The sequence below is a fragment of the Nocardioides sp. genome (assembly GCF_030655615.1).
Lineage (GTDB): Bacteria > Actinomycetota > Actinomycetes > Propionibacteriales > Nocardioidaceae > Nocardioides.
In genome coordinates this window covers 1-24324 of sequence record NZ_JAURVJ010000122.1, presented here as the reverse complement: position 1 = coordinate 24324, position 24324 = coordinate 1, and the positions used below count along the sequence as shown (strand labels likewise).

Here is a 24324-nt window from a genome sequence, read left to right as displayed (position 1 = left end):
CGTACCCCCCTAGGGTACCCAACCCAAGGGGCCGGTCCTCGTCACGAGTCGTGGCGGGTGCCGTCGTCGTCGTACTCGACCCGGTTGAAGTCGATCGCCCTGCGGGCGTTGACGATCGAGGTGAGGACGACCTCGCCGATCGGCCCCTCGCGGTCGAAGACGGCGGCCGTGCCGACCGCGATGCCGTCGTGCTCGACCCGGTCGATCGCGGTCAGGCCGACCTCGACGCCGCGCGGCAGCCGCGCGAGGGAGAGGGTGATGTCGGTGTTGATGTGCTGGACACCCTCGGTGCCCCAGTTGGTGACGAGGCTGGTGCCGTCGGCCGTGGCGGCGACGGCCTGGAACGGGGTGAGCGTCTCGCCGGCGACGACGGGGACCGCGGAGTTCCAGGACGACTTGCGCGAGGCGTTCTGGTGGTCGCCGAAGCGCTGCGTCCAGCCGGCGTCGCTGTGCACGAACGGCACCCGGGGCTGGTCGGTCGGCGGGGCGACGTCCTCCGACGGCGGCCGGTGCGACGCGTGCTCCTCCTGCGGGGACCAGACGGTGCCCGAGGCGGGCTCGCCGGTGCGGAGGAAGAGCACCGACGCGCGGGCGACGGGCTCGTCCTCCTGGCGCAGGGTCACGTCGACCAGGCAGATCCGGGGGCCCTCCCGCACGACCTCGGTCGACAGGTGGAACGGCGCCATCCGCGCCGGGCGGAAGAGGTCGACCGACTGCCGCGCCGGACGCAGGTCGTCGCGGCCGAGCGCCGCCAGGGCCTGCTCGGCCGCGCGGGCGAAGGCGCCGCTGATCGCGACGCCGTGGACCTGGTCGGAGCTCCACGAGCTGCAGGCCAGCGGGGTGGGCAGCAGGACCTCCCCGTCGTCGGCCTGGTCCGGGTCGAGGGTGAAGAACGAGACGGTCGAGAGGTCCACCCGGAGACCGTAGACGTGGCACAGGCGGTCAAGTGGTCTGGACCCTCCGCTAGCCGTCGCGGGACGGGGCACGGAGCCGTTGCCGCGGGGCCATTCCCCACAGGTGGCCCCTCCGGCGGCCCCGGAGCGGTCTGTCGCGGGGAGCGACGGGCCGCTCCGGTCGGCCGTGGCCCGACCCCGGAGGATGGAGCCGTGAACCTCGCCGATCCCCTCTCGCTCCCGCACGGCCCCGCCTGGCCCAACCGCCTCGCGCTCGCCCCGCTGACCAACCTGCAGAGCCACCCCGACGGGTCGCTCGGCGACGACGAGCGGCGCTGGCTCGTGGCGCGGGCGGAGGGCGGGTTCGGCCTGACGATGACCTGCGCGGCGTACGTCGTCCGCGCGGGCAACGCCTGGCCCGGCCAGCTCGGCGTGGCCGAGGACAGCCAGCTCCCCGCGCTGCGCCGGCTCGCCGACGAGATCCGCGCCGCCGGCAGCGTGTCGTCGGTCCAGCTCCACCACGGCGGCATCCGCGCCAGCAGCGCCGCCTCGGGCGAGCAGGTCGTGGCGCCCTGGGACGACGAGGCCAAGGGCGCCCGGGCCCTCACCACCGCCGAGGTGCGGCAGGCGGTCGACGACTTCGTCGCCGCGGCCGTGCGGTCGGACCGGGCCGGCTTCGACGGCGTCCAGGTGCACGGCGCGCACGGCTACCTCGCCGCCCAGTTCCTCGACGCCCGCAAGAACCTCCGCACCGACGACTACGGCGGCGACCTGGCCGGCCGCTCGCGCTTCCTCTGGGAGGTGCTGCGCGGCATCCGCGAGAGCACCCGCCCCGACTTCCAGGTCGGCCTGCGACTCTCCCCCGAGCGGTTCGGCATGGACCTCGGCGAGACCGTCACGCTGACCGGCGAGATCCTCGCCTCGGGGCTCGTCGACCACCTCGACCTGTCGCTGTGGGACGTCCGCAAGGCCGTCCACGGCGGCGCCGACGACGACCTGCTGGTGGCGCACTTCACCGACCTGCCCCGCCACGGCGTCGCCCTGGGCGTCGCCGGCAAGGTCCTCTCGGCCGCCGACGCGACCTGGTGCCTCGACCGCGGCGCCGACTTCGTCACCGTCGGGACCGGCGGCATCCTGCACCACGACTTCCCCGCCCGCGCGATCGCCGACCCCGGCTGGGCCAGCCTCCCCCAGCCCGTCACCCGTGCCCACCTCGAGGCCGAGTCCGTCGGCCCGGCGTTCGTCGACTACCTCGCCACCAACTGGGACGACTTCGTCGTCGGGTGACACGCCGGGGGGTGCCGGGCCCGGCGGACAAGTAACTCACCGTCCAGACGACTTACCCGCCCGAATTCGGGCGGGTGAGTCCCACGGACGGTGAGTCACAGCCGACCTGCTGACCTCGCCCGCTGATTTGAACTCGTTCAAAATTGTCGTACGCTGCCCTCATGAAGATCGTCATCCCCGGGGGAACCGGGCACGTCGGGGCCGTCCTGCGGCGCGCACTCGTCGAGCGGGGGCACGAGGTGGTCGTGCTGAGCCGGCGACCCGAGACGCTGGAGGACGGCGTAAGGCACGTGGTCTGGGACGGGCGGACGCTCGGGGCCTGGGCCGACGAGCTCGACGGCGCCGACGCGGTGGTCAACCTGGCGGGGCGCAGCGTGAGCTGCCGCTACACCGACACCCACCTGCGCCAGATGATGGACTCCCGGGTCGAGTCGACGCGGGTGGTCGGCGAGGCCATCATGAAGGCCGACCGGCCGCCGCGGGTGTGGCTCCAGATGAGCACCGCGACCATCTACGCCGACGCGCGCTCCCACGGCCGGGCGCACGACGAGGCGACCGGGGTGATCGGGGGCGATGAGCCCGACGTACCGCTCTACTGGGAGTACAGCGTCCGCATCGCCCGGCACTGGGAGGCCGCGCAGGCCGAGGCCGACCTGCCCCGCACCCGGCGGGTCGCGCTGCGGACGGCGCTGGTGCTGAGCCCCGACCGGGGCAGCATCCTCGACTACCTGCTGTGGCTGGCGCGGCTCGGGCTCGGCGGCCCGGTCGCGGGCGGCGGGCAGCACGTGTCGTGGATCCACGGCGACGACTTCGTGCGGGCCGTCCTCTTCCTGCTCGAGCGCGACGACCTCGACGGGCCGGTCAACCTGGCCGCTCCCGACCCGCTCCCCCAGCGCGACTTCGCCCGCACCCTCCGCCGCGCCTGGGGACGCCGGCCCGCCCTCCCGGCCACGAGGCGGATGGCCGGCCTCGGCGCGTGGGCGCTGCGTTCCGACCCCGAGCTGCTGCTCAAGAGCCGCCGGGTCGTGCCCGGCCGGCTGCTCGACGCGGGCTTCGTGTTCGAGCACCCCAGCTGGGAGGGCGCCGCCGCCGACCTCGTGGCCCAGGTGCGGGCCCTCCGTTAGCGGCGGCCGTCCCCCGTCGAGCCGGGCCCGCACCGTGGACTCAGTAGCCTGGGAGGCATGACCGCCGAGACCGTCCCGACCTCGCCGACGCTGCCGGTCACCCTCAGCCACCGGTTCGCCGACGACCTCCCCGAGCTCGCGCTCGACTGGCAGGCCGAGACCGCGCCGGCGCCGCAGCTGCTCGTCCTCAACCAGCCCCTCGCCGTCGAGCTCGGCCTCGACCCCGCGTGGCTGCGCACCGACGACGGCGTCCGGTTCCTCGTGGGCAACCTCGTGCCCGAGGGCGCCCGGCCGGTCGCGCAGGCCTATGCGGGCCACCAGTTCGGCGGCTACTCACCGCGGCTCGGCGACGGCCGCGCGCTCCTGCTCGGCGAGCTCACCACCCCCGACGGCACGCTGCGCGACCTCCACCTCAAGGGCTCCGGCCGCACGCCCTTCGCGCGCGGCGGTGACGGGCTCGCGGTCGTCGGCCCGATGCTGCGCGAGTACGTCGTCAGCGAGGCCATGCACGCGCTCGGCGTCCCGACGACCCGGGCGCTGGCCGTCGTCGCGACCGGGCGCACCGTGCAGCGCGAGGTGCCGATGCCCGGAGCGGTCCTGACCCGCGTCGCGTCGAGCCACCTGCGCGTCGGCTCGTTCCAGTACGCCCGGGCGCTCGCGGGCGGTGAGGGTGACCGGCACCCCGACCTGCTGCGCCGCCTGGTCGACCACGCGGTCGCCCGCCACCACCCCGACGCGGCCCACGCCACCGACCGCCCGGGTGGCCCCGCCCTCGCGCTGTTCGAGGCCGTGGTCGCCGCCCAGGCCGACCTGGTCGCCCGGTGGATGCTGGTCGGCTTCGTGCACGGCGTGATGAACACCGACAACGTGACGATCTCGGGCGAGACCATCGACTACGGGCCGTGTGCGTTCCTCGAGGCGTTCGACCCGACCACCACGTTCAGCTCGATCGACGAGGGTGGCCGCTACGCCTACGGCAACCAGCCGCCGATGGCCGAGTGGGACCTCGCCCGGCTCGCCGAGGCGCTGCTGCCGCTGTTCCACGACGACGAGGCCGAGGCGATCACCCTGGCCACGACCGCCCTGCAGGGCTTCCGGCCGCGCTACTCGCAGGCCTGGGACGACGGCTGGCGGGCCAAGCTCGGCCTGGCCGACGAGGCCGCCACGAGCGAGGCTGCGGCCGGCGTCGTCGACGACTTCCTCGCGATCCTCCAGACCGACCACCCCGACCTGACGTCGTTCCTCGTCCACCTGCACGCCGGGACCGCCCGTGACCACGTGCTCGACGTCGTCACGTTCGACTCCTGGCAGCAGCGCTGGGAGTCGCTCGGTCCCGACCGCGACCTGATGGAGCGGACCAACCCGGTCCGCGTCCCCCGCAACCACCTCGTCGAGGAGGCACTCACCGCAGCGACCGCCGGCGACCTCGCTCCCCTCGGTCCGCTGCTCGCCGCGATAGCGTCTCCGTGGGGCGAATCGGCCGATTTCCAGGCATATGCTGGCGCGGCTCCTGACACGTTCGGTCAATACACGACCTACTGCGGAACCTGATACCCCCAAGGGTATTTTCAACGCCGCTTTCGCACGTACCCTCATACCTACCTCGGTATGCATGCTCGAGTGCAGGACCTGGGGGGGTCGAGACAGGGGGTCTTGCCGTGCAGCTCGGACTGCATGACATCGGATCGAACGAGCACAGCGCACAGGTGCTGGTCGCCACCATCGAGCGCCTGTCCACCGCGACGACCCTCGACCGGGTCACCGGCGTCGTCACCGAGGCGGTGCGCGCGGCCCTCGGCTGCGACGGAGCCTCGTTCGTGCTGCGCGAGGACGGCTGCTGCCACTACGCCGACGAGGACGCGATCAGCCCGCTGTGGAAGGGCTCGCGCTTCCCGCTCAGCAGCTGCATCAGCGGCTGGGCGATGCTCCACCGCGAGCCCGTCGTCGTCCCTGACATCTACGCCGACGAGCGCATCCCCCACGACGCCTACCGCCCGACGTTCGTGCAGAGCCTGGCCATGGTGCCCATCCGCACCGCCGACCCGCTCGGCGCGATCGGCGCCTACTGGGCCGAGCACCACGTCGCCGACGCCGACGAGGTGCGGCTGCTGGGCGTGATCGCCAACAGCGCCGCCGTCGCCATCGAGAACCTCGAGCTGCGCGGCGCGATCGTCCGGCGCAGCGACGAGCGCGACGAGCTGGCGCAGCGCGCCGACGAGCTCGAGGCCGCGGTCCACACCATCGTCCACGACCTCCGCGACCCGCTCATCGCCATGCTGGGCTACGCCGAGCTCCTCGACGACGTCGTCAGCGACGCGCCCGCCGCCGAGGCCGCGGGGGCGGCAGCGGCGGCCGAGGCCGCCCACGCCTTCGCCCGCACGATCGTCGAGTCCGGTCGTCGGATCACCGAGCAGATCGACACCATGCTCGGCGTCTACCGCATCACCGACCGCGACATCGAGCCTGCGACCGTCGACCTGAGCGAGATCGCGCGGCAGGTGGCCGACCAGCTCGGCGCCCTCACCGGTGACCGCCACATCGAGATCCGGATCGAGGACGGGCTCGACGCCATCGCCGATCCCGACCTCGCCTACCTGATGATCGAGAACCTGCTGGGCAACGCGGTCAAGTACACCCGCGACGTGCCCGACGCCTGCATCGAGCTGCTGAGCGTCACCCAGGGCCACATGAGCGTGGGCCGGATCGGCAGCGCCGACGCGTTTCGCACCTTCGTGGTCCGCGACAACGGGGACGGGTTCGACGCCGAGGACGTCGGGCGGCTCTTCCGGCCGATGGCCCGGCTCCACAGCGCCGACGAGTTCCCCGGCGTCGGCATGGGCCTGGCGTCGGTCGCCCGGATCGTCGAGATGCACGGCGGCCAGGTCAGCGCCGAGGGCGAGAAGCACGTCGGCGCGGCGTTCTACTTCTCGCTGCCCGCCGCGGTCTGAGCCCGGTCGGCCCGGTCGGCCCGTCCTGCCCGGTCCAGCAGCACGATCACCTCGTAGTGGTCGGTGTGCGGGAACATGTCGAGCAGCCGCGCCCGCCGCGGTGACCACGACGGCAGCGCCGCCAGGTCGCGGGCCAGGGTCGTCGCGTTGCAGCTCGAGTAGACGAGGGTCGTCGCCGCCGACGCCTCGAGCGTCGCGCACAGCTCGGGACCGAGGCCGCGCCGCGGCGGGTTGACGACGACGAGGTCGGCGTCGGGTCCCGCCGTCCCGGTGGCGTCGCCGGCCGCGAACGTCACGTCGACCAGGCCGAGCTCGGATGCGGTCGTGCGCGCACTGGCCACGGCCTGCTCGCTCACCTCGACGCCGTGCACGCGTCGGCCGGGCGCCGCGAGGTGCAGCGCGAACCCGCCGACCCCGCAGTAGAGGTCGAGCACGCTCGCCGGCGCCGCCTCGTCGGCCCACTCCCGCGCCTGGCGGTAGAGAGCGGCCGCCACGGCGGTGTTGGTCTGGAAGAAGCTGCGCGGACCGAGGTGCAGCCCGATCCCGTCGACCTCCACCCGCAGCGTGGTCCGCTCGGTCAGCAGCACCTCCTCGTCACCCTCGAGCACCGCCTTGTGCTCGGGCTGCAGGTTGGCGCTGGCCACCACCACCTCGGGGTGCTCGGCGAGCAGCGCCGGGAGGTGCTTGCGCAGCCGCGGCAGCGGCTCGGTGGACCGCAGCACCCAGCGCACGAGCAGCTCGCCGCCCGGCGACTCGGTCACCAGGACGTGCTTGAGCTCGCCGCGGCGCGACGGGACGTCGTACGGCGTGAGGCCGGCGGTCGTGACCAGCCGCGCGAGCGCCGGCAGCAGGGCGTGCACGGTCGGCGAGTAGAGCCCGCACGAGCGCAGGTCGACCCCACGTCCGTCGGTGTCGAGGATGCCCAGCGTCGGCGCCTCGACCGTCCCGGCGACGACCATCTTGGCCTTGTTGCGGAAGCCCGCCTCGGCGCTCGCGACCGGCGGCAGCCAGGCCATGCCGGGGTGGCCGTCGAGCGCGGCGCGGGCGCGGGCGTCCTTGGCAGCGAGCTGGTCGACGTAAGGCGTCAGCAGGTGGGTGCAGGAGCGGCAGAGTCCTGCGTCGAAGTAGCCGCACTGCACGACGCCCAGCCTACGGAGCCAGCATCCGCTCGATGTGGGCCGGCAGGTCGGGGTAGCGCTTGAGGTGCGCGCCGCCGTTGAGGTCGAGGGTCTCGCCGGTCATCCACGACGACTCGTCGGAGCACAGGAACGCGACCGCGGCGGCGACCTCCTCGACCGTGCCGGCGCGACCGAGCGGGGTGTTGTCGAGGTAGTCCTCGCGGACCCCGGGCACGTCCATCGCCGGGGCGGTGAGCGGGGTGACGACCAGGCCGGGCGAGACCGCGTTGACGCGGATGCCACGCGGGCCGAGCTCGAGCGCGGTGACCTGGGTGAGCATGACGAGGCCCGCCTTGGCCGCGCAGTACGCCGCCAGCCCGGCACCCGGCTGCCGGGCGTTGAGCGAGGCGAGGCTGACCAGCGAGCCGCCCTGCCCGAGGTCGGCCATGCGCCGGCCGGCGTGCTTGAGCACGAGGAAGCCACCGGTCAGGCAGACGTCGACGACCGCGCGGAACTCCGCGGCGTCGTGGTCGACGACCGCTCCGAAGGTGCTGATGCCGGCGGCGTTGACGACCGCGTCGAGGCGGCTGTGCCGCTCTACGACGGAGCTGAAGAGCGCGTCGACGCCGGCCTCGTCGGTGACGTCGACCGTCTCGACGCCCTCCCCCGGGGTCCGGTCGGCCACCACGACCTCGTAGCCGTCGGCCCTCAGCCGCGTGACGATGCCCGCGCCGATGCCGGAGGCTCCACCGATGACGACCGCCAATCGAGTCATGGCCCTCAAACTAGAACTTGTTCCAGATCCGGGCAAGGAATTCGTTGACGCGTGTCAAATACCGCGTACGCTCGGCGACTGTGACCCACACCACGTCCACGCCCACCGTCGCCGTCATCGGCGCCGGCATCAGCGGGCTCACCTCCGCCAAGATGCTCGCCGACTACGGCGTCCCGTTCACGGTCTTCGAGACCTCCGACCGGGTCGGCGGCAACTGGGCCTTCGGCAACCCCAACGGCCACAGCAGCGCCTACCGCTCGCTGCACATCGACACGTCCAAGCACCGGCTGTCCTTCAAGGACTTCCCGATGCCCGAGGACTATCCCGACTTCCCGCACCACACGCAGATCAAGGCCTACCTCGACGACTACTGCGACGCGTTCGGCCTGCGCCGGCACATCGAGTTCGAGAACGGCGTGGTCCACGCGGCCAAGCTCCCGTCCGGCGAGGACGGCGACGGCGGCGGCTGGGAGATCACCGACCAGCGCGGCGACACCCGCCGCTTCGACCTGCTGGTCGTGGCCAACGGCCACCACTGGGACCCGCGGACGGCGGAGTTCGCGGGCGAGTTCACCGGCGAGTCGATCCACTCCCACCACTACATCGACCCCAAGGACCCGCTCGACTTCAGCGGCAAGCGCATCCTCGTGGTCGGCATCGGCAACAGCGCCGCCGACATCGCGGTCGAGCTGTCGAGCAAGTCGCTGCAGAACGAGGTGACGCTCTCGACGCGCAGCAGCGCCTGGATCGTGCCCAAGTACGTCTACGGCCTGCCGGCCGACAAGTACTTCGTCACCTCGCCCCACATCCCGCTGCACTGGCAGCGCTGGGTGATCCAGAAGATGCAGTTCATGACCGGTTCCAACCCCGAGCTCTACGGCCTGCCCGCGCCCAACCACAAGTTCTTCGAGGCCCACCCGACCCAGTCGGTCGAGCTGCCGCTGCGGCTCGGGTCGGGCGACATCACGCCCCAGGGCAACGTCGCCCGCCTCGACGGCCGGACGGTCCACTTCGAGGACGGCACCTCCGGCGACTTCGACGTCATCGTCTACGCCACGGGCTACAACATCACCTTCCCGTTCTTCGACCCCGACTTCCTCAGCGCCCCGGGCAACCACATCCGGCTGTTCAAGCGGATGCCCAAGTCCGACGTCGACGACCTGGTCTTCATCGGCTTCGCGCAGTCGACGCCGACGCTGTTCCCGTTCGTCGAGGCCCAGGCCAGGCTGCTCGCCGCCTACGCCGTCGGCGCCTACCAGCCACCGACGCCGGAGGAGATGGAGCGGGTGATCGACGCCGACCAGCAGCTCTACACCGGCCACGTGCTCGACCGGCCCCGGCACACGCAGCAGCTCGACTACTTCGTCTACGAGCACGACCTGCGCACCAAGGAGATCCCGGCCGGTCTCAAGCGGCGCGCTGCGGTGCCGGCATGACCAAGGGCGACGCCCGGCGTACGGCGCTCCTCGAGTCGCTCGACCTCCAGCTCCAGGAGTCGAGCCTCGACTCGATCACCATCGCCGACATCTCGCGGCGGGCCGGCGTGACCCGGTCGGCGTTCTACTTCTACTTCGAGAACAAGGCGCAGGCGACGGCGGCGCTCATGGAGGAGATGTACGACGAGTCCCTCGCCGCGGCTGCCTTCCTCGACGGCGACGGTCCGCCGGCGAAGCGCGTCGAGGCCATGGTGCGCGGGCTGTTCGGCGCGTGGGAGCGGCACCAGCACCTCTTCCGCGCGATGCTCGATGCGCGGGCGACCAACGCCAGCGTCCGGGAGCTCTGGGACGCCGACCGGCAGTCCTTCGTGCCCCACCTCGCCACCGTCATCGAGGCCGCCGGCGGCCACGACCACCCCGCCGCACTGGCCTCGGTGCTGCTCGAGCTCAACGACCGCATGCTCGAGCGCCTCGCGCTCGGCGGCGACCTCACCCGCGACGAGCTGGTCGACACCGTGGTGTCGATCTGGCTCCGCTCGATCTACGGAGACGTGCGATGACCGAACCTGTGACCGACCCCCTGACCGACCCCCTGACCGACCCCGTGACCGTCACCTTCCTGTCCGGTGGCGACACCATCGACGCCTGGCACTTCGCGGGTGCGCCCGACCGGCCGGTGGTGGTGATGGCCCACGGCCTGGCCGGCACCAAGGACTCCGGGCTCGCGGCCTTCGCGCGGCCGCTCGCCGAGGCCGGCTACCACGTGCTCGCCTTCGACTACCGCGGCTTCGGCGCCTCGGGCGGCGCCCCCCGCCAGACGGTCTCCGTCGCCGGCCAGCAGGCCGACTACCGCGCCGCGATCGACGCGGCCCGCAAGCTGCCGGGCGTCGACCCCACCCGGGTCGTGCTATGGGGCGTCTCGCTCGCCGGCGGCCACGTGCTCGCGGTCGCCGCGGGCCGTGACGACGTCGCCGCCGTGATCGCGGTGACGCCGCTCGTCGACGGACCGGCCGCCGGGCGCCTGGCCCTGCAGCACCACTCGCTCGGGTCGATCGCGCGCAGCACCGCGCTCGGCTTCCGGTCGCGCGTCGGCAGGGGCGCGCGGATGATGCCCGTCGTCGCCGCCCCCGGCGAGCTCGGTGCGCTCACCCTCGACGGCGCGCGCGAGGACTACCTGGCCATGGCCGGACCCACCTGGGTCAACGAGGTCGACGCGACCGTCGGGCTCGAGCTGGGCAGGCACCGGCCGTCCAAGGTCGCCAAGGACGTCACCGCGCCGACCCTCGTCCAGGTCGCCGACTTCGACCGCAGCGCCCCGCCGCAGGCGTCGATGAAGGCGGCCTTCGCCGCGCGGGCGCTGGTGCGCCACTACCCGGGTGACCACTTCGACGTCTACGCCGGTAAGCCCTGGCACGACGCCACCGTGCGGCACCAGCTCGAGTTCCTGGCGCGCACGTTCGACTAGCGGTGGCTCAGGTCGGTTGCTCGCACAACTACTGACGAAAGTCGCCTCGACCCGACCGCGTCAGGCGGCGCGACCCAGCAGGTCGCCGACCTTCAGCAGTAGTTCTGCGAGCGCGACGGCCTCGACGAGCACCTCGTGGACGTAGTCCGGGTGGAACATGACGTCCTCGTAGGCGAAGCGCAGCACGATCCAGCCCCCGACGACCATCCGGTTGTAACGACGGCAGTCGCTGGCCAGCGCCGCGCGGTTGCCGTGCCACTCGAAGGAGTCGGCCTCGACCACGACGCGCAGCCTCTCGTCGACGAGGTCCGCGCGGGCGGAGAACGTGCCCTTGCGCACCGTCACCTGGGGTTCGACCTTCAAGCCAGGGACGCCGTGGCAGATGTGGCGAGCCACCGACTCGAACGGACCCGACGCCGTGCCGGACGCTCGCGACGCGACCAGTCGGACTCGTGACGCCCCTCGCCCCTTGGCCTCGTCCGCGACCTTGGCCAGCAGCTGGTGGCACCCGTCCTCGCGCAGGGCGGAGTCGGCGATGGCCAGCGACTCGTCCTCCGGGAGCGACCGCAGGCACTGCACCAGCGTGAGCGCCGGAACGGTCACGCCGTCCTGGACGCCTGCGGGTCCGAGCTCGGCCCGGTGCACGTGGGCGAGGTCGGCGCGGGCCCCGAGCTTGCGGCCGCGACCCACCGTCACGTGCGGCCTGTCCGGTTCCGTCTTCACACCCCAGCCGTGATGGAGCGCAGCACTGGTCAGGGACAGCACTCCCCCGAGCCGCAGGGCCACGCGCCTCGCCTCGTCCGTGCCGGGCACGCGTAGATGCCTCGCGAGTCGCGCAGCACCGAACCGCCGGCGACCGCCAGCTCGAGCTCGGCCCGCGTGACCACCTGTGACAGCGCCTGGTAGCGCGCGACGCCGCCGAGCTCGACGGGCAGCTCGGCGACGGTCCGGGACATGACCGGAACCCTGCCCCAGGTGGGTCTTTGCCGCATCCCGTCATCCACAGGGCGCGGCAGCGGCCGCCGATCGAGCCTGATGCCCCGCACAACTACTGCTGAAAGTGCCGCCACCGTCGCCAGCCCAGGCTGGGTAGTCGGTCGCCGACGGACTTTCATCAGTAGTTCTGCGACAACCTGCCGCACTAGGGTCGCGAGCATGCGCTCGGTGGTCATCCACGGCACGGGGCAGGTGTCGGTCGACACGGTCCCGGGCCCCTCGCTGCCCGGCCTCGACGGCGCGGTCGTCGAGGTCACCTCGACGGCGATCTGCGGGTCCGACCTGCACTTCTACGACGGCGACCTGCCGTTCTTCCCGGTGGCCGTGGGCCACGAGGTGGTGGGACGGGTGGCCGGCGTGGGCTCCGACGTGCGGCGGGTCGCGGTCGGGGACCGGGTCATGGTGGCGTCCGTCGCCGGCTGCGGTGGGTGCATCGGCTGCTACGCGGGCGCCCGGTCACCTGTACCCAGGGCGGTGTCGTCTTCGGCTCGGGCAGCGGGCTGGGGGGCGGGCAGAGCGACCTGCTCGCCGTACCGGCGGCCGACTTCAACCTGCACGTGCTGCCCGACGAGATCGACGACGAGGCGGCGCTGCTGCTCACCGACAACCTCGGTACCGGGTGGGCAGGCGCGCAGCGCGCCGACATCCCGCCCGGCGGCACCGTCGTCGTGCTCGGGATCGGCGCGGTCGGCCTGTGCGCGGTGCGGTCGGCGTACGCGCTGGGCGCGGGCCGGGTGCTGGCGGTCGACCCGGTGGCCGGCCGGGTGGAGCGCGCCGTCGCCTCGGGTGCGACGGCCGTCGACGGGCCCACGGTCGAGGCCGTCCTCGAGGCCACCCAGGGCCGCGGCGCCGACGCGGTCATCGACGCGGTCGCGACCGACGGCTCGCTCACCGACGCCTTCGCCGCGGTCCGCGCGGGCGGCACGGTCTCGGTCGTCGGGATCCACGACCTCGAGCCGTTCCCGCTGCCGCTGCTGATGGGCGTCTACCGCAGCATCACCCTGCGGATGACGACCGCGCCCGTCCACCGCACCTGGCGCGACCTCGTCCCGCTGGTGGTGCACGGGCGCCTCGACACCACGGGCATCCTCACCCACACCTACGACCTCGCCGACGCCGCCGAGGCCTACGCCGCGGTGGCGGCGCGGAGCGCCGAGGTGCTCAAGGTCAGACTGACGACGTGACCCCGCCGCCCGACGCCGCCCGCACCGACGCCGTCGTCGTCGGCTCCGGCCCCAACGGACTGGCCGCTGCGGTCCGGCTGGCCCAGGCGGGACACCGGGTCACCGTGCTCGAGGCGGCCGCGACCATCGGCGGCGGCACCCGCACCGAGGAGCTCACCCTCCCCGGCCTGCTCCACGACGTCTGCTCGGCGGTGCACCCGTTCGCCCTGGCGTCGCCCTACCTCGCCTCCCTGCCCCTCGCCGACCACGGTCTCGTCTGGCGCTGGCCCGAGATCGACCTCGTCCACCCGCTCGACGACGGTACGGCGGGGGTGCTCGTGCGCGACCTCGACGAGACGTGTCGCGGGCTCGGGGTCGACGGGCGGGCCTGGCGGGGCGTGTTCGGCCCCCTCGTCGACCGCTTCGACGACCTCGCCGGCGACATCCTCGGCCCGATCGTCCGCTGGCCCGACCACCCGGTGTCGATGGCGCGCTTCGGCCTGCGCGCCGCGCTCCCGGCAACCGTGCTGGCCCGCCGCTTCCGCACGCCCCAGGCCCGCGCGCTCTTCGCCGGCTCCGCGGCCCACGCGTTCCGGCCGCTCTCGCGACCGGTCACCGCGTCGGTCGGGGTCATGCTCACCGCGGCCGGCCACCGGCACGGCTGGCCCGTCCCCGAGGGCGGGTCCGCTGCGATCACCCGCGCGCTCGCGTCGATGCTCACCGAGCTCGGCGGCGAGATCGTCACGAGCCACGCCGTCCGTACCTCCGCCGACCTGCCGAGGGCCACGATCACCATGCTCGACACCGGCCCCCAGGCGGCCGCCGAGATCCTCGGCGACCGGCTGCCGGCCCGCCGGCAGCGGACCTACGGCCGCTGGCGCTACGGTCCCGGCGCGTTCAAGGTCGACCTCGCCGTGCGCGGCGGGGTGCCGTGGACCGCCGAGGCCGCCCGCCGCGCCGGCACCGTCCACCTGGGCGGCACCCTCGAGCAGGTCGCGGCGGCCGAGGCCGACGTGAGCCGTGGCGTCATGCCCGAGCAGCCGTTCGTCCTCGTCGCCCAGCAGTCGCTGGCCGACCCGACCCGCGCCGTCGACGGCGTGCACCCGGTCTGGGCCTACGCCCACGTCCCCGCCCGGTGGGAGGGCTCCGCCGCGCAGGGCGAGCGGATCGTCCTCGACCAGCTCGAGCGCTTCGCCCCCGGCCTGCGCGAGCACGTCGTCGCGACCGCCGTGCGCACCCCCGCCGACCACGAGGCCGACAACGCCAACTACGTCGGCGGCGACATCGCCGGCGGCGCCAACGACCTGCTCCAGCTCGTCGGCCGCCCCCGCCTCGCCCCCGACCCCTACGCCACCGGCGCCCCCGGCATCTGGCTCTGCTCCTCGGCCACCCCGCCCGGCGCGGGGGTCCACGGGATGTGCGGCTTCCGCGCCGCCGAGCGCGCCCTCGCCGCCACCGCCCGATAGTCCCGGGCGAAATGGCCCCTGAGACGGGTCTTGAGGGGCCAGTTCGCCCGGGACTATCGTCGGCGGGCCGGATCAGACACCTGTCCAGACTGGTGTCCTGCACCTGTTGACGCGTGTCAGGTCGAGCGGGTCCAATGGGCCACGTGACCTACGACACGATCATCGAGGGCGGCCGCTGGTTCGACGGGACCGGCGCCCCCTCGGCCCTGCGCCACCTCGGCCTCCGCGACGGGATCGTCGTCGCCGTCTCGGCCGAGCCGCTCGAGCCCGGCCCCGGCACCCGGGTCGTCGACGCCCGCGGCCGCTGGGTGATGCCGGGCATGGTCGACATCCACACCCACTACGACGTCGAGGTGCTCGAGGGCCCCGGGCTCGACGAGTCCGTGCGCCACGGCGTGACGACGGTCCTGCTCGGCTCGTGCTCGCTCTCGACGGTCCACGTCGGCGGCGTCGACGCCGGCGACCTGTTCGGTCGGGTCGAGGCCATCCCGCGCCAGCACGTCATCGCGGCGGTCGACAAGCACCAGGACTGGAAGACACCGACCGACTACGTCGCCGCGCTCGAGCGGCTGCCGCTCGGCCCGCACCTGGCGGCGTTCATCGGCCACTCCGACATGCGTACGGCGACCATGGGGCTCGATCGCGCCACGCGTCCCGAGGTCCGTCCGACGCCGGCCGAGCAGGCCCGGATGGAGCGGATGCTCACCGACGCCCTCGACGCCGGGTTCGTCGGCATGTCGGCCCAGCAGCTGCTCTTCGACAAGCTCGACGGCGACACCTGCCGCTCGCGCACGCTGCCCTCGACCTACGCCAAGGGCAAGGAGATGCGCGGGCTCAACGGCATCCTGCGCCGCCGCGGCCGCGCGCTCCAGGCCGGGCCCGACGCGAGCCACCCGCAGACGATCCTCACCCAGGCCCTCAAGTCGATCGGCCTGCCCGGCACCCGCCGCAAGCCGCTCAAGACCAGCCTCCTCTCGGCCGCCGACGTCAAGGCGATCCCGTTCGTCATCCACCTGATGAACGGCCTCGCGGGCGCGGTCAACAAGGTCGGCGCCGACTTCCGCTGGCAGCACCTCCCGGTGCCCTTCGAGGTCTACGCCGACGGCATCGACCTGGTCATCTTCGAGGAGTTCGGCTCGGGCGCCGCCGCCCTCCACCTCACCGAGAAGATCGCCCGCGACGACCTGCTGCGCGACCCCGACTATCGCGCGTGGTTCCGCAAGGACTACGAGACCAAGTACGGCCCGCGCGTCTGGCACCGCGACCTCTTCGACGCCGAGATCGTCGCGTGCCCCGACCCCTCGGTGGTCGGCAAGTCGTTCGGCCAGGTCGGCGTCGAGCGCGGCACCCGCGGCAACCCCGTCCACCCCGTCGACGCATTCCTCGACCTCGTCCTCGAGCACGGCACGGCCGTCCGCTGGCGCACGACGATCAGCAACCACCGCCCGCAGGTGCTGAAGAAGATGGCGCAGAGCCCCCACGTGCAGATGGGCTTCTCCGACGCCGGCGCCCACCTGCGCAACATGGCGTTCTACAACTTCGGCCTGCGCCTGCTCCGCCACGTCCGCGACGCCGAGGTCGCCGGCACGCCGTTCCTCTCCGTCGAGCAGGCCGTCCACCGCCTCACGGGCGAGCTGGCCGACTGGTACGGCATCGACGCGGGCCACCTGCGCGAGGGCGACCGCGCCGACCTCGTGGTCGTCGACCCGACCCGCCTCGACACGTCGCTCGAGGCCTACGCCGAGTCGCCCGTCGAGCAGTACGACGGCCTTCCCCGCATGGTCAACCGCAACGCCGCGACCGTCCCGCTGGTGATGATCAGCGGGCAGGTCGTCGTCGAGGACGGCGTACCCACCGCCCTGCTCGGGACCGAGCGGACCGGCTCGTTCCTGCGCATCGGCCAGCGCGTCGCCCCGGTCGTCCCCACCCCCGCACCCACCACCGTCCCCGTGGCCCAGCCGGCCTGACCGACGCAGGGGCCGGTCAGGGTCGGTCGAGGAAGGCCAGGACGTGGGCGGCCACGACGTCGGGCTGCTCGACGGTGAGGAAGTGGCCGGCGTCCTCGACCTGCACCGCACGGTGCTCGCCGGTCAGCCGGGCCGCGGCGAGGTCGAAGAAGCGCCGGTCGAGGCAGCCGTCCTGGGCGCCGTGGAGGTAGAGGGTCGGCACCAGCGGCGGTCCGTGCCGCAGGTGCCGGAGGCCGCTGGGGCGGGCGGCGGCGCGGTAGTAGGAGACGACGGCCCGGGCCCGCTCGAGGTCGGGCACGGACTCGAGCAGGTGGGCCAGGTCGGTCCGGGCGTCGTAGCCCGGTGACCAGTCGTGCCAGAGTCTGCTTGCCAGCCGCGCGAACACGCGCTCCGAGACACCGGGCACCTGGTTGGCCAGGACGTACCAGCTCTTCCGCGGCTGCCGTACGACGGCGGCGAGCCACGGCCGCAGCAGCCCGCGTCCCGGGTTCATCGTCGGCAGCGGCGGGATGGCGAGCGCGACGACCCTCGCGAAGGGCGAGGCGGGATCGGCGCCGAGGCCGTTGGCGGTGACCGCGCCCCAGTCGTGGCCGACCAGCACCGCACGCGCGTCACCGTCGAGGCGGGCGTGCAGTGCGACGGCGTCGGCCATCAGCGCGCCGACCGTGTAGTCGTCGTCGCGCGGGACGCCTGAGGGGCCGTAGCCCCGCAGGAACGGCGCGACCACCCGCCACCCGGCGGCGGCCCACAGCGGCCCGAGGTGGCGGAACGTCCAGGCGGTGTCGGGGAAGCCGTGCAGCGCCAGCAGCAGCGGTCCGTCGTCGGGCCCCCAGGTCAGCGCGTGGACGTCGTGCGAGGGCAGCGCCACGACGGTGGTCCCGTGGGTGCCGGCGCTCACGAGATCGGCGCCTCGGGGTTGACCTCGATCAGGTTGACGTGGACGCCCCGGGGCGCACCGACGATGAACGCGATCGCGTCGGCGAGGGCCTGCGGCTTCATGAAGTGGGGGTGCCGGGCGAGGCCGAACCGCTCCCACTGGGTCAGCACGTGGGCCGCCTCGGCGACGTCCCAGTCGGTGCCCATCTCGCTCCAGGTCGGGCCGGGGCGCACGATCGAGGCGCGGACACCGGTGCCCTCGAGCTCCATCTGCATCGCGTGGGCCATCCCCTCGAGGCCCCACTTGCCGGCGGCGTAGGCCGACATGAAGGGCCGCGCCCGGACGGCGACGTCGGACGACACGAAGACCACGTCGCCCCGGCGGCGTCGGACCATCGCGGGCACGAAAGCCCGCACCAGCCGGTGGGCGCCGGTGACCGTCAGGTCGACCTCGCGGGCGAAGCGGTCGGAGTCGACCTCGTGGATCGTGCCGGGCGCGACCGCGCCGGCGTTGGAGACGATCGTCTCGACCTCGCCGAGCTCGGCGGTCACGTGGGCCGCGAACGCCTTGACCGAGTCGGGGTCGGTGACGTCGAGGGAGGACACGACGACCTCGCCGCCACTCTCGCGGATGGAGGCGGCGAGGTCGTCGAGCTTGTCGACCCGGCGGGCGCCCAGCGCCACCGGGTAGCCGGCGGCGGCCAGCGTGAGCGCGGTCGCCGCGCCGATCCCGGACGAGGCACCGGTGACGACGGTCGGGCGGCGGTCGGGCCGGTCGTACTTGCCCATGCCTAGTGGCCCTCGAGGATCGTGGCGACGACGCCGTCGAGCCGGTCGCCCATCTCGGTGTAGGTCATGACGCCCATCCCGGCCTGGAGCAGCGCGCCGGAGAAGGCCAGTGTCAGCGCGTCGAGCAGGCCGGGGGTGCTGGCCTCGCCCAGCGCACCCTCGAAGGTGCGGACGAAGACGGCGCCGATGCGCAGCCGGAGCTGGGCGACGTCGGGGTCGGAGCTCAGCAGGGCCGGCGTCACCGCGGCCGCGAGCTCGGGCGCGGCCGCCAGCCGCTCCGACATCCGCCGGGTCACGCTCTGGACCCGCGCGGCCGGCGTGGGACCGGTGGGGGCGTGGTCGGCGTCGTCGGTGAGGTAGCCGAGGAAGAGCTCGGCGAACAGGTGGTTCTTGGAGGCCAGGTAGGTGTAGGCCGTCGCCGGCGACACCCCCGCGCGTGCGGCGACGGTACGAACCGTGAGAGCCTCGTGCCCGACGGCCCGAAGCTCCTCGTCACCGGCCTTGAGGAGCTTGGTCAGGGTCTCGGCCTGGCGGCTCCGCAGCCCGGACCGCGACGACTTGAACACCTGACTGGACATGTGTCCAGAATAGGTGCGACCTCACCTGCTCCGCAAGCGGGCCACGGCCACCAGGGCCAGCGGGGCCGCGGCGACGAGGCCGGCGGCGACGTAGGCGACGGTCCCGTGGCCGTCGGACGTGGCGGGCAGGGCGCAGAAGCCGGCGAGGGCCACGCCGCTGACGGCGGTCCAGGCCGCGGTCACGACGACGCCGGTCGAGCGGGACTCCGCGTCGGCGAACGAGTAGGTCGTGGCGAGCACGAGGACGACGAGGCCCGACGGGGCACAGGCGGCGACGATGGCGAGGTAGCCGAACCCGAACTCGTCGGCCTCGGCGACGGCGTCGAAGCCCATGGCGACGGCGTACCCCTTGACGAGGAGCACGCCGACGAGGACGAGCGCCGGGACGGGGAGCCACAGCAGGAGGCGGGACGAGGCGAGGGACTCGCGGGCGGACACGGCGGGCGGGAGCGGCTGGGTCGTGGTCATGGGTCGACCCTCACCGCCCGCGGACGTCCGCCGCAGGGTCCGGATACTCAGGTCGACCTAGGCTGGGCCCATGCCTCCCGAGGACGAGACCCCGGTCAGCGTCACCGACAACCCGGCCGAGCACCGCTTCGAGATCCGGTACGGCGACCGCCTGGCCGGCTTCACGGTCTACCAGGAGCGGCACGACGGCTACGCCTTCGTGCACACCGAGATCGAGCCCGACCTCGAGGGGCACGGGCTCGCCTCGCGGCTGGTGCGGGTCGCGATGGACGCGATGGCCGAGCGCGGGACCTCGGTGCTGCCGTTCTGCCCCTACGTCACGTCGTGGCTGGCCAAGCACCCCGACCACCTCGGGCTCGTGCCGGACGACCAGCGCGAGGCGTTCGGGCTGCCGGCCGCCTGATCGGGGATCGGGCCGCGCGGACGCCCGGGATCGACCACAATGGTCGGGTGCCGACCCTCCCCCACGTGGCGGCCCTGCTCGTCGGGCGCGCCTCCCGACGTCCGCCGGGCGAGCTCGCCGACGCCGTGGCCGAGGTCGCGCGCGAGGCGTGGGAGGCCGGTGACGTGGCGCTGCTGCTGGCGACCCACGAGCAGACCGAGCTGGTGCCGATGCCGCGGACCGGACGGTCCGGCGCCCGCCAGCAGGCGGTCGCGGTGGACGACGGTCCGGCCGGGCGGTGCTTCACCCGGGGCGAGTCGGTGGTCGAGGGCGGCACCACCTGGGTCCCGGTGACCCACCGCGGTGACCGCCTCGGGGTGCTGGTCGTCGAGGCGGAGGTCGAGCCCCTCGCGGGCGACCTGGCGGCGCTCGTCGACGCGGTGGCGCTGCACCTGGCGGCCGACCGCGGTTACAGCGACGGCGTCGAGGTGGTCCGGCGCACGCAGGAGATGGCGGTCGGGGCCGAGCTCCTCGGCTCGATCGTGCCGCCGCTGACCTACACCGACGACCGGGTCGCGCTCGCGGCCGTGATGGAGCCGAGCTATGCCTCGGGCGGCGACGCGCTCGACCACGCCGTCGAGGGCGAGGTGCTGCGGGCGATGATCCTCGACGCCACCGGCCACGGGTTCGCCGCGTCGCTCGTCAGCGCGGTCGGGGTCGCCGCCTATCGCAGCGCCCGCCGGTCGGGCGAGGACCTGCTCGGCGCCTGGACGGTCATGGACCGCTTCGTCGGTGACACCGGCGGGGACGACCGCTACGCCACGGCGCTCCTCGTCGAGCTGCACCTCGGCACCGGCCGGCTGACCTGGCTCAGCGCCGGGCACCCGGCCCCGGTGGTCGTGCGCGCCGGGGGCGCGGTCGAGGTGCTCGAGGGTGACGCCGCCCCGCCGCTCGGCACGGGGCTCGGCGGCGCGCCCGACCTGGCCGAGGAGTACCTCGAGCCCGGTGACGTCCTGGTCCTGCACACCGACGGCATCACCGAGGCCCGCGGCCTCGACGGCCGGATGCTCGGCCTCGACGGCTTCCTCGTGGTCCTCCGCGACGAGCTCGCCCGCGGCGGCCTGCTCGCCGAGAAGCTCCGGCGGATACGGCTCGACCTGCTCGCCCGCGACGACGCCTGGCTCAGCGACGACGCGACCGTGCTGCTCGTCGAGTGGTCGGGCTGACCGGGCTGACCGGTCAGCCGGCGGTGTAGGACCGCCCGCGCTCCTCGCGCGTCCACAGCACCCCGTCGCCGGCGGTCGGACCCTGCGCCGCGAGCTCGCGCTTGATCACCTTGTTGGTGGCCGTCGACGGCAGCGAGCGGGCGATGCGCACGTAGCGCGGCCACGCCTTGGGCGACAGGTCGGCCTGGTCGCCGAGGAACTTCTCGAGGTCGACGGGCGTGAGCGTGCCGTCGTCGACGAGCACGATCGCGGCCATGATCTGGTCGCCGACGTTGCCGTCCGGCACGGCGTAGACCGCGACCTGGGACAGGTCGGGCAGCCGCATCAGCACCCGCTCGATGGGAGCCGCGGCGAAGTTCTCGCCGTCGACGCGCATCCAGTCGGCGGTGCGGCCGGCAAGGTAGATCCAGCCGTCGGCGTCCTTGTAGGCCAGGTCGCCGGACCAGTACATGCCGTGCCGCATCCGCTCGTCGTTGGCCGACTTGTCGTTGTAGTAGCCCTGGAAGTAGCCCGCACCCTGGGTGTTGACGAGCTCGCCGATCGCCTCGTCGGCATTGACGAGAGCACCGCTCTCGTCGAAGACGGCGGCCGGGCACTCGGTGACGGTCTCGCTGTCATAGATCGCGACGCCGTCGAAGCCGACGCCGATCGAGCCGGGCGGGGTGCCCTCGGAGCGGGTGACGATGACGGCCAGCTCGGTGGAGCCGAAGCCGTCCATGACCTTGGTGCCGAAGCGGCGCGAGAAGTCGGCGATGTCACGGTCGCTGGCCTCGTTGCCGAAGGCCTGGCGCAAGGTGTTGTCGGCGTCGTCGGGCTGCTCGGGGGTGGCCAGCACGTAGGCCAGCGGCTTGCCGACGTAGTTCATGTAGGTCGCCCCGTAGCGCCGCACGTCGGCCAGGAAGCCCGACGCCGAGAAGCGCGCCGGCACCATCGCCGCGCCGGCCCCGATCGCGACGGCCCAGCCGGCGACCACGGCGTTGGAGTGGAAGAGCGGCATGGAGAGGTAGCAGACGTCGTCGGCGGTCACGGCGAACCGCTCGACCAGGTTGAGCCCCGAGAAGAGCACCATCAGGTGGGCGACCTGCACGGCCTTGGGCTCGCCGCTCGTGCCCGACGTGAAGATCATCATGAAGGTGTCCATGGCCTCGACCTCACGGTGCGGGACGAGGTCGTCGGGCGTCGTCGCGGCCGCGGCCAGCAGGCCGGCCCACTCGTCGGAGCCGGTGTCGACGACCAGGACGCCGGTGAGGTCGAGGCCGTCGAGCAGGTCGCGGTGCTCGGCGTTGACGACCAGCACCTGGCAGTCGGACCGGCGTACGTCGGCCAGGAGGGCCGGACCCCGGCGCGTCGTGTTGATGCCGCACAGGACGTAGCCGCCGAGCGCGGCCGCCGCCATCGACCGCAGCATCTCGGGGGTGTTGCCGAGCAGGACGCCGACGTGGAGCGGCAGGTCGGGGTCGGCCAGGCCGATGACGGCCGCCGCCTCGGTGGCCGCCTCGGTCAGGTGCTCGCGCCAGGTGAGGACCAGCTCCTCGTGGAGGAGCCCGGCCCGGTCAGCGTGCTCGCCCGTGGCGAGCTCGCGCAGCAGCTGCTGGATGTTGTCGGCCATCTCAGGCACCCAGCCCGACCCGTGCGGCGAGCCGGTCGAGGTAGGCGACGACCTCGTCGGCCGACTTGTCGGGCACGCCCCAGATCAGGTCGGTCGCACCCGCGGCGGCCCACTCCTCCAGCTGCTCGGGGGTCGGTCTCATCGCGATGAGCACGTGGATCTCGGGATCGCCGGTGCGGCCGGCGTCCTTCCACGCGGCGCGCAGGGCGTCAGCCTTCTCGCCGATGCCGGTCTCGACCGGTGTCGTCATCCAGCCGTCGGCCGTGCGGGCGATCCAGTCGAAGGTCTTGGGTCCGCCCCCGGCCCCGATGACAAGCGGGATGTGCGCCTGCACGGGCTTGGGGTAGGCCCACGACTTCCCGAACCTCACGAACTCGCCGTCGTAGGACGCCTCGTCCTCGGTCCACAGCGACCGCATCGCCTCGACGTACTCGCGCAGGACCGTGCGCCGCTTGGCCGGCGGGACGTGGTGGTCCTCGAGCTCGTCGGTGTTCCAGCCGAAGCCGGCGCCGATGGTGACGCGGCCGCCGGAGAGGTGGTCGAGGGTGGCGATCTGCTTGGCGAGGGTGATCGGGTCGGACTCGACCGGCAGGGCCACCGCGGTCGACAGCCGGATGCGCGTGGTGACCGCGGCGGCGGTGGCCAGCGAGATCCACGGGTCGAGGGTGCGGGTGTAGCGGTCGTCGGGCAGCGTGTCGCCGCCGGTCGGGTGGGCCGCGTCGCGGCGCACCGGGATGTGGGTGTGCTCGGGCACGTAGATCGTGTCGAACCCCCGCTCCTCGGCCGCGACGGCGAGCTGGGCGGGGGTGATGCCGCGGTCGGACGAGAACAGGACGAGGCCGTTGCGCATGGAGCAAATAGAACAGGTTCTAGTTGCCGTCGTCCAGAGCGGGGTCGACGGGCGAGTCGTCGGGCGGGTCGACGAGGGTCTGGATCGAGGCGCCGTAGAACCGGACCAGCTGCTCGTGGGTGGCCTCGGTGATCCGCCGGTCGCCGAGGACGGCGACCGCGTCGAGCAGGCCGGAGATCTGCGCCGCTACCAGCCGGGCCCGGAGCTCGGCGTGCGGACCGACGAGGCGCGGGGCGAGGGGCTCGATGAACATCTGCTCCATCGCGGCGACCAGCCGCTCGCGCACGAGCTCGCTGTCGGAGGCCCGGAGCATCGCCCGCCAGATGCTGAACGTCAGCTCGGGCGACTCGGTCAGCAGCGACGCGACGAGCCGGCCGCCCATGCCGTCGAGCGGCCCGTTGGTGACGTGGTCGAACCGTCCCTCGACCGGCACCGTCTCGAGGAACAGCCGCTCCTTGGAGCCGAAGTAGCGGATCACCAGCGCCGGGTCGGCGCCGGCCTGCGCGGCGATCTGGCGGACCGACGTGCCGGCGTAGCCCTGACGGTTGAAGAGCTGGCGCGCGGCCGTGCCGATCGCCTCCCGCGTCGCCGACGCGGAGGCGGCGCGCGACGTCACCGCCTCGCTCACGTCGCGCCCCTCACGTTCCGGACGGTAGCCCAACGGCGGGGTGATCGTTGACACACCGTGCCCTGCGAACGTAACGTCCCCGGCGTGTCAACACTGTTGACCGAGAGGTCGAAGTCCGGCGTCGCGGCCGTCCTGGCCGTCGCCGTGTGCCTGCTCGCCGCGGCGTGCGGGTCCAACCTCGACCCGGAGCAGGTGGCCGACACCCAGCGCCAGGAGGGCGCGGCCCCGGCGGCGGGCGGCGCGGCTTCGGCGGTCTTCTGAGGCGCTGGCGCTGGCGGCG

At 73.4% G+C, this 24324-nt stretch carries 25 protein-coding genes and 1 pseudogene; 14 read left to right on the top strand and 12 right to left on the bottom strand.

Translation table 11 applies throughout. The annotated features are described in order from the left end of the window. Positions 1-41 precede the first annotated feature (41 nt). Positions 42-914 (bottom strand): acyl-CoA thioesterase domain-containing protein, encoded by an 873-nt coding sequence (locus tag Q7T52_RS10050; protein ID WP_304801993.1) that lies wholly within the window; start codon positions 912-914, stop codon positions 42-44. A gap of 192 nt (positions 915-1106) precedes the next feature. Here Q7T52_RS10050 and Q7T52_RS10045 point away from each other — a divergent pair, with 192 nt between their 5' ends. The 4 genes from Q7T52_RS10045 (at position 1107) to Q7T52_RS10030 (ending at position 6252) form a co-directional block, all read left to right on the top strand. Beyond that, positions 1107-2180 carry an NADH:flavin oxidoreductase gene (locus tag Q7T52_RS10045; RefSeq protein ID WP_304801991.1) on the top strand — a complete coding sequence of 358 codons (1074 nt, stop codon included), beginning with the start codon at positions 1107-1109 and terminating at the stop codon, positions 2178-2180. 161 nt (positions 2181-2341) lie between these two features. Then, the gene (locus tag Q7T52_RS10040) at positions 2342-3304 is read left to right on the top strand and encodes a TIGR01777 family oxidoreductase (RefSeq protein WP_304801990.1); all 963 of its coding nucleotides are present in this window, start codon (positions 2342-2344) and stop codon (positions 3302-3304) included. A gap of 57 nt (positions 3305-3361) precedes the next feature. Continuing rightward, entirely contained in the window at positions 3362-4855 is a 1494-nt protein-coding gene (locus tag Q7T52_RS10035) for a YdiU family protein (RefSeq protein ID WP_304801988.1), read from the top strand. 107 nt (positions 4856-4962) lie between these two features. Further along, on the top strand, positions 4963-6252 hold the full coding sequence (locus tag Q7T52_RS10030; protein ID WP_304801986.1) for a GAF domain-containing sensor histidine kinase: 1290 nt from the start codon (positions 4963-4965) through the stop codon (positions 6250-6252). Here Q7T52_RS10030 and rlmC read toward each other — a convergent pair. After that, positions 6225-7391 (bottom strand): 23S rRNA (uracil(747)-C(5))-methyltransferase RlmC, encoded by a 1167-nt coding sequence (gene rlmC, locus Q7T52_RS10025; protein WP_304801984.1) that lies wholly within the window; start codon positions 7389-7391, stop codon positions 6225-6227. The genes Q7T52_RS10030 and rlmC overlap by 28 nt on opposite strands. 10 nt (positions 7392-7401) lie before the next feature. Beyond that, entirely contained in the window at positions 7402-8145 is a 744-nt protein-coding gene (locus Q7T52_RS10020; protein ID WP_304801982.1) for an SDR family NAD(P)-dependent oxidoreductase, read from the bottom strand. 80 nt (positions 8146-8225) lie between these two features. Here Q7T52_RS10020 and Q7T52_RS10015 point away from each other — a divergent pair, with 80 nt between their 5' ends. Genes Q7T52_RS10015 through Q7T52_RS10005 form a run of 3 tightly spaced genes read left to right on the top strand, consistent with a single transcriptional unit; the run spans position 8226 to position 11046 of the window. After that, positions 8226-9581, top strand: coding sequence for an NAD(P)/FAD-dependent oxidoreductase (locus tag Q7T52_RS10015; protein WP_304801980.1), 1356 nt, complete (start codon positions 8226-8228; stop codon positions 9579-9581). Next, positions 9578-10141, top strand: a complete 564-nt coding sequence (locus Q7T52_RS10010; RefSeq protein WP_304801978.1) for a TetR/AcrR family transcriptional regulator — start codon at positions 9578-9580, stop codon at positions 10139-10141. Before Q7T52_RS10015 ends, Q7T52_RS10010 begins: the two co-directional genes overlap by 4 nt. Positions 10142-10149: 8 nt before the next feature. Beyond that, positions 10150-11046 (top strand): alpha/beta hydrolase, encoded by an 897-nt coding sequence (locus tag Q7T52_RS10005; protein WP_304801976.1) that lies wholly within the window; start codon positions 10150-10152, stop codon positions 11044-11046. A 60-nt stretch (positions 11047-11106) separates the two neighbouring features. Here the strand turns inward: Q7T52_RS10005 and Q7T52_RS10000 are convergent, their stop codons facing one another. Both Q7T52_RS10000 and Q7T52_RS09995 read right to left on the bottom strand, forming a co-directional pair. After that, positions 11107-11742: an endonuclease domain-containing protein gene (locus tag Q7T52_RS10000; protein ID WP_304801974.1), complete on the bottom strand. Its 636-nt coding sequence runs from the start codon at positions 11740-11742 to the stop codon at positions 11107-11109. A gap of 56 nt (positions 11743-11798) precedes the next feature. Further along, positions 11799-12002, bottom strand: a complete 204-nt coding sequence (locus tag Q7T52_RS09995) for a hypothetical protein (protein ID WP_304801972.1) — start codon at positions 12000-12002, stop codon at positions 11799-11801. Here Q7T52_RS09995 and Q7T52_RS20640 point away from each other — a divergent pair. From Q7T52_RS20640 to Q7T52_RS09980, 4 genes and pseudogenes are all read left to right on the top strand, one after another. After that, a pseudogene (locus Q7T52_RS20640) lies at positions 12001-12441 on the top strand (alcohol dehydrogenase catalytic domain-containing protein); the annotation flags it as partial. The gene Q7T52_RS09995 and the pseudogene Q7T52_RS20640 sit on opposite strands and share 2 nt — an antisense overlap. A 29-nt stretch (positions 12442-12470) precedes the next feature. Next, entirely contained in the window at positions 12471-13226 is a 756-nt protein-coding gene (locus Q7T52_RS09990; protein WP_304801970.1) for a zinc-binding dehydrogenase, read from the top strand. After that, on the top strand, positions 13223-14671 hold the full coding sequence (locus Q7T52_RS09985) for an NAD(P)/FAD-dependent oxidoreductase (protein ID WP_304801968.1): 1449 nt from the start codon (positions 13223-13225) through the stop codon (positions 14669-14671). Before Q7T52_RS09990 ends, Q7T52_RS09985 begins: the two co-directional genes overlap by 4 nt. A 143-nt stretch (positions 14672-14814) precedes the next feature. After that, the gene (locus Q7T52_RS09980) at positions 14815-16638 is read left to right on the top strand and encodes an amidohydrolase family protein (protein ID WP_304801966.1); all 1824 of its coding nucleotides are present in this window, start codon (positions 14815-14817) and stop codon (positions 16636-16638) included. Between the two features lie 16 nt (positions 16639-16654). On the opposite strand, the gene Q7T52_RS09975 is transcribed toward Q7T52_RS09980, so the two are convergent. From Q7T52_RS09975 to Q7T52_RS09960, 4 genes are read right to left on the bottom strand one after another with little or no spacing between them, the layout of a single operon-like run. Beyond that, the gene (locus Q7T52_RS09975; protein WP_304801965.1) at positions 16655-17536 is read right to left on the bottom strand and encodes an alpha/beta fold hydrolase; all 882 of its coding nucleotides are present in this window, start codon (positions 17534-17536) and stop codon (positions 16655-16657) included. Then, positions 17533-18303, bottom strand: a complete 771-nt coding sequence (locus Q7T52_RS09970) for an SDR family oxidoreductase (RefSeq protein WP_304801963.1) — start codon at positions 18301-18303, stop codon at positions 17533-17535. The genes Q7T52_RS09975 and Q7T52_RS09970 overlap by 4 nt, the downstream gene beginning before the upstream one ends. A 2-nt stretch (positions 18304-18305) precedes the next feature. After that, on the bottom strand, positions 18306-18881 hold the full coding sequence (locus tag Q7T52_RS09965) for a TetR/AcrR family transcriptional regulator (protein WP_304801961.1): 576 nt from the start codon (positions 18879-18881) through the stop codon (positions 18306-18308). Positions 18882-18902: 21 nt separating this feature from the next. Then, positions 18903-19349, bottom strand: a complete 447-nt coding sequence (locus tag Q7T52_RS09960; RefSeq protein ID WP_304801959.1) for a hypothetical protein — start codon at positions 19347-19349, stop codon at positions 18903-18905. Positions 19350-19419: 70 nt separating this feature from the next. On the opposite strand from Q7T52_RS09960, the gene Q7T52_RS09955 reads away from it, so the two are divergent. Beyond that, positions 19420-19752, top strand: a complete 333-nt coding sequence (locus tag Q7T52_RS09955) for a GNAT family N-acetyltransferase (RefSeq protein ID WP_304801957.1) — start codon at positions 19420-19422, stop codon at positions 19750-19752. 47 nt (positions 19753-19799) lie between these two features. Further along, a complete protein-coding gene (locus Q7T52_RS09950) occupies positions 19800-20957 on the top strand; it encodes a PP2C family protein-serine/threonine phosphatase (RefSeq protein ID WP_304801955.1) in 1158 nt (385 codons plus the stop codon). 13 nt (positions 20958-20970) lie between these two features. Here the strand turns inward: Q7T52_RS09950 and fadD1 are convergent, their stop codons facing one another. Genes fadD1 through Q7T52_RS09935 form a run of 3 tightly spaced genes read right to left on the bottom strand, consistent with a single transcriptional unit; the run spans position 20971 to position 24044 of the window. Continuing rightward, entirely contained in the window at positions 20971-22566 is a 1596-nt protein-coding gene (fadD1, locus tag Q7T52_RS09945; protein WP_304801953.1) for a fatty-acid--CoA ligase FadD1, read from the bottom strand. A 1-nt stretch (position 22567) separates the two neighbouring features. Further along, on the bottom strand, positions 22568-23416 hold the full coding sequence (locus Q7T52_RS09940; protein ID WP_304801952.1) for an LLM class F420-dependent oxidoreductase: 849 nt from the start codon (positions 23414-23416) through the stop codon (positions 22568-22570). A 19-nt stretch (positions 23417-23435) separates the two neighbouring features. After that, entirely contained in the window at positions 23436-24044 is a 609-nt protein-coding gene (locus Q7T52_RS09935) for a TetR family transcriptional regulator (RefSeq protein WP_304801951.1), read from the bottom strand. A gap of 84 nt (positions 24045-24128) precedes the next feature. Between Q7T52_RS09935 and Q7T52_RS09930 the strand changes: the two genes are divergently transcribed. Further along, complete coding sequence (locus Q7T52_RS09930) at positions 24129-24305, top strand: hypothetical protein (protein WP_304801950.1); 177 nt, start codon at positions 24129-24131, stop codon at positions 24303-24305. Positions 24306-24324: the final 19 nt, after the last annotated feature.

What these genes read in the sequence shown, in the direction of transcription:
- Q7T52_RS10040 (WP_304801990.1), top strand. Translation starts at nt 2,342, where the DNA reads ATGAAGATCGTCATCCCCGGGGGAACCGGGCACGTCGGGGCCGTCCTG.
- Q7T52_RS10035 (WP_304801988.1), top strand. Translation starts at nt 3,362, where the DNA reads ATGACCGCCGAGACCGTCCCGACCTCGCCGACGCTGCCGGTCACCCTC.
- Q7T52_RS10020 (WP_304801982.1), bottom strand. Translation starts at nt 8,145, where the DNA reads ATGACTCGATTGGCGGTCGTCATCGGTGGAGCCTCCGGCATCGGCGCG.
- Q7T52_RS10010 (WP_304801978.1), top strand. Translation starts at nt 9,578, where the DNA reads ATGACCAAGGGCGACGCCCGGCGTACGGCGCTCCTCGAGTCGCTCGAC.
- Q7T52_RS09995 (WP_304801972.1), bottom strand. Translation starts at nt 12,002, where the DNA reads ATGTCCCGGACCGTCGCCGAGCTGCCCGTCGAGCTCGGCGGCGTCGCG.
- Q7T52_RS09970 (WP_304801963.1), bottom strand. Translation starts at nt 18,303, where the DNA reads ATGGGCAAGTACGACCGGCCCGACCGCCGCCCGACCGTCGTCACCGGT.
- Q7T52_RS09965 (WP_304801961.1), bottom strand. Translation starts at nt 18,881, where the DNA reads ATGTCCAGTCAGGTGTTCAAGTCGTCGCGGTCCGGGCTGCGGAGCCGC.
- Q7T52_RS09960 (WP_304801959.1), bottom strand. Translation starts at nt 19,349, where the DNA reads ATGACCACGACCCAGCCGCTCCCGCCCGCCGTGTCCGCCCGCGAGTCC.
- Q7T52_RS09955 (WP_304801957.1), top strand. Translation starts at nt 19,420, where the DNA reads ATGCCTCCCGAGGACGAGACCCCGGTCAGCGTCACCGACAACCCGGCC.
- fadD1 (WP_304801953.1), bottom strand. Translation starts at nt 22,566, where the DNA reads ATGGCCGACAACATCCAGCAGCTGCTGCGCGAGCTCGCCACGGGCGAG.
- Q7T52_RS09940 (WP_304801952.1), bottom strand. Translation starts at nt 23,416, where the DNA reads ATGCGCAACGGCCTCGTCCTGTTCTCGTCCGACCGCGGCATCACCCCC.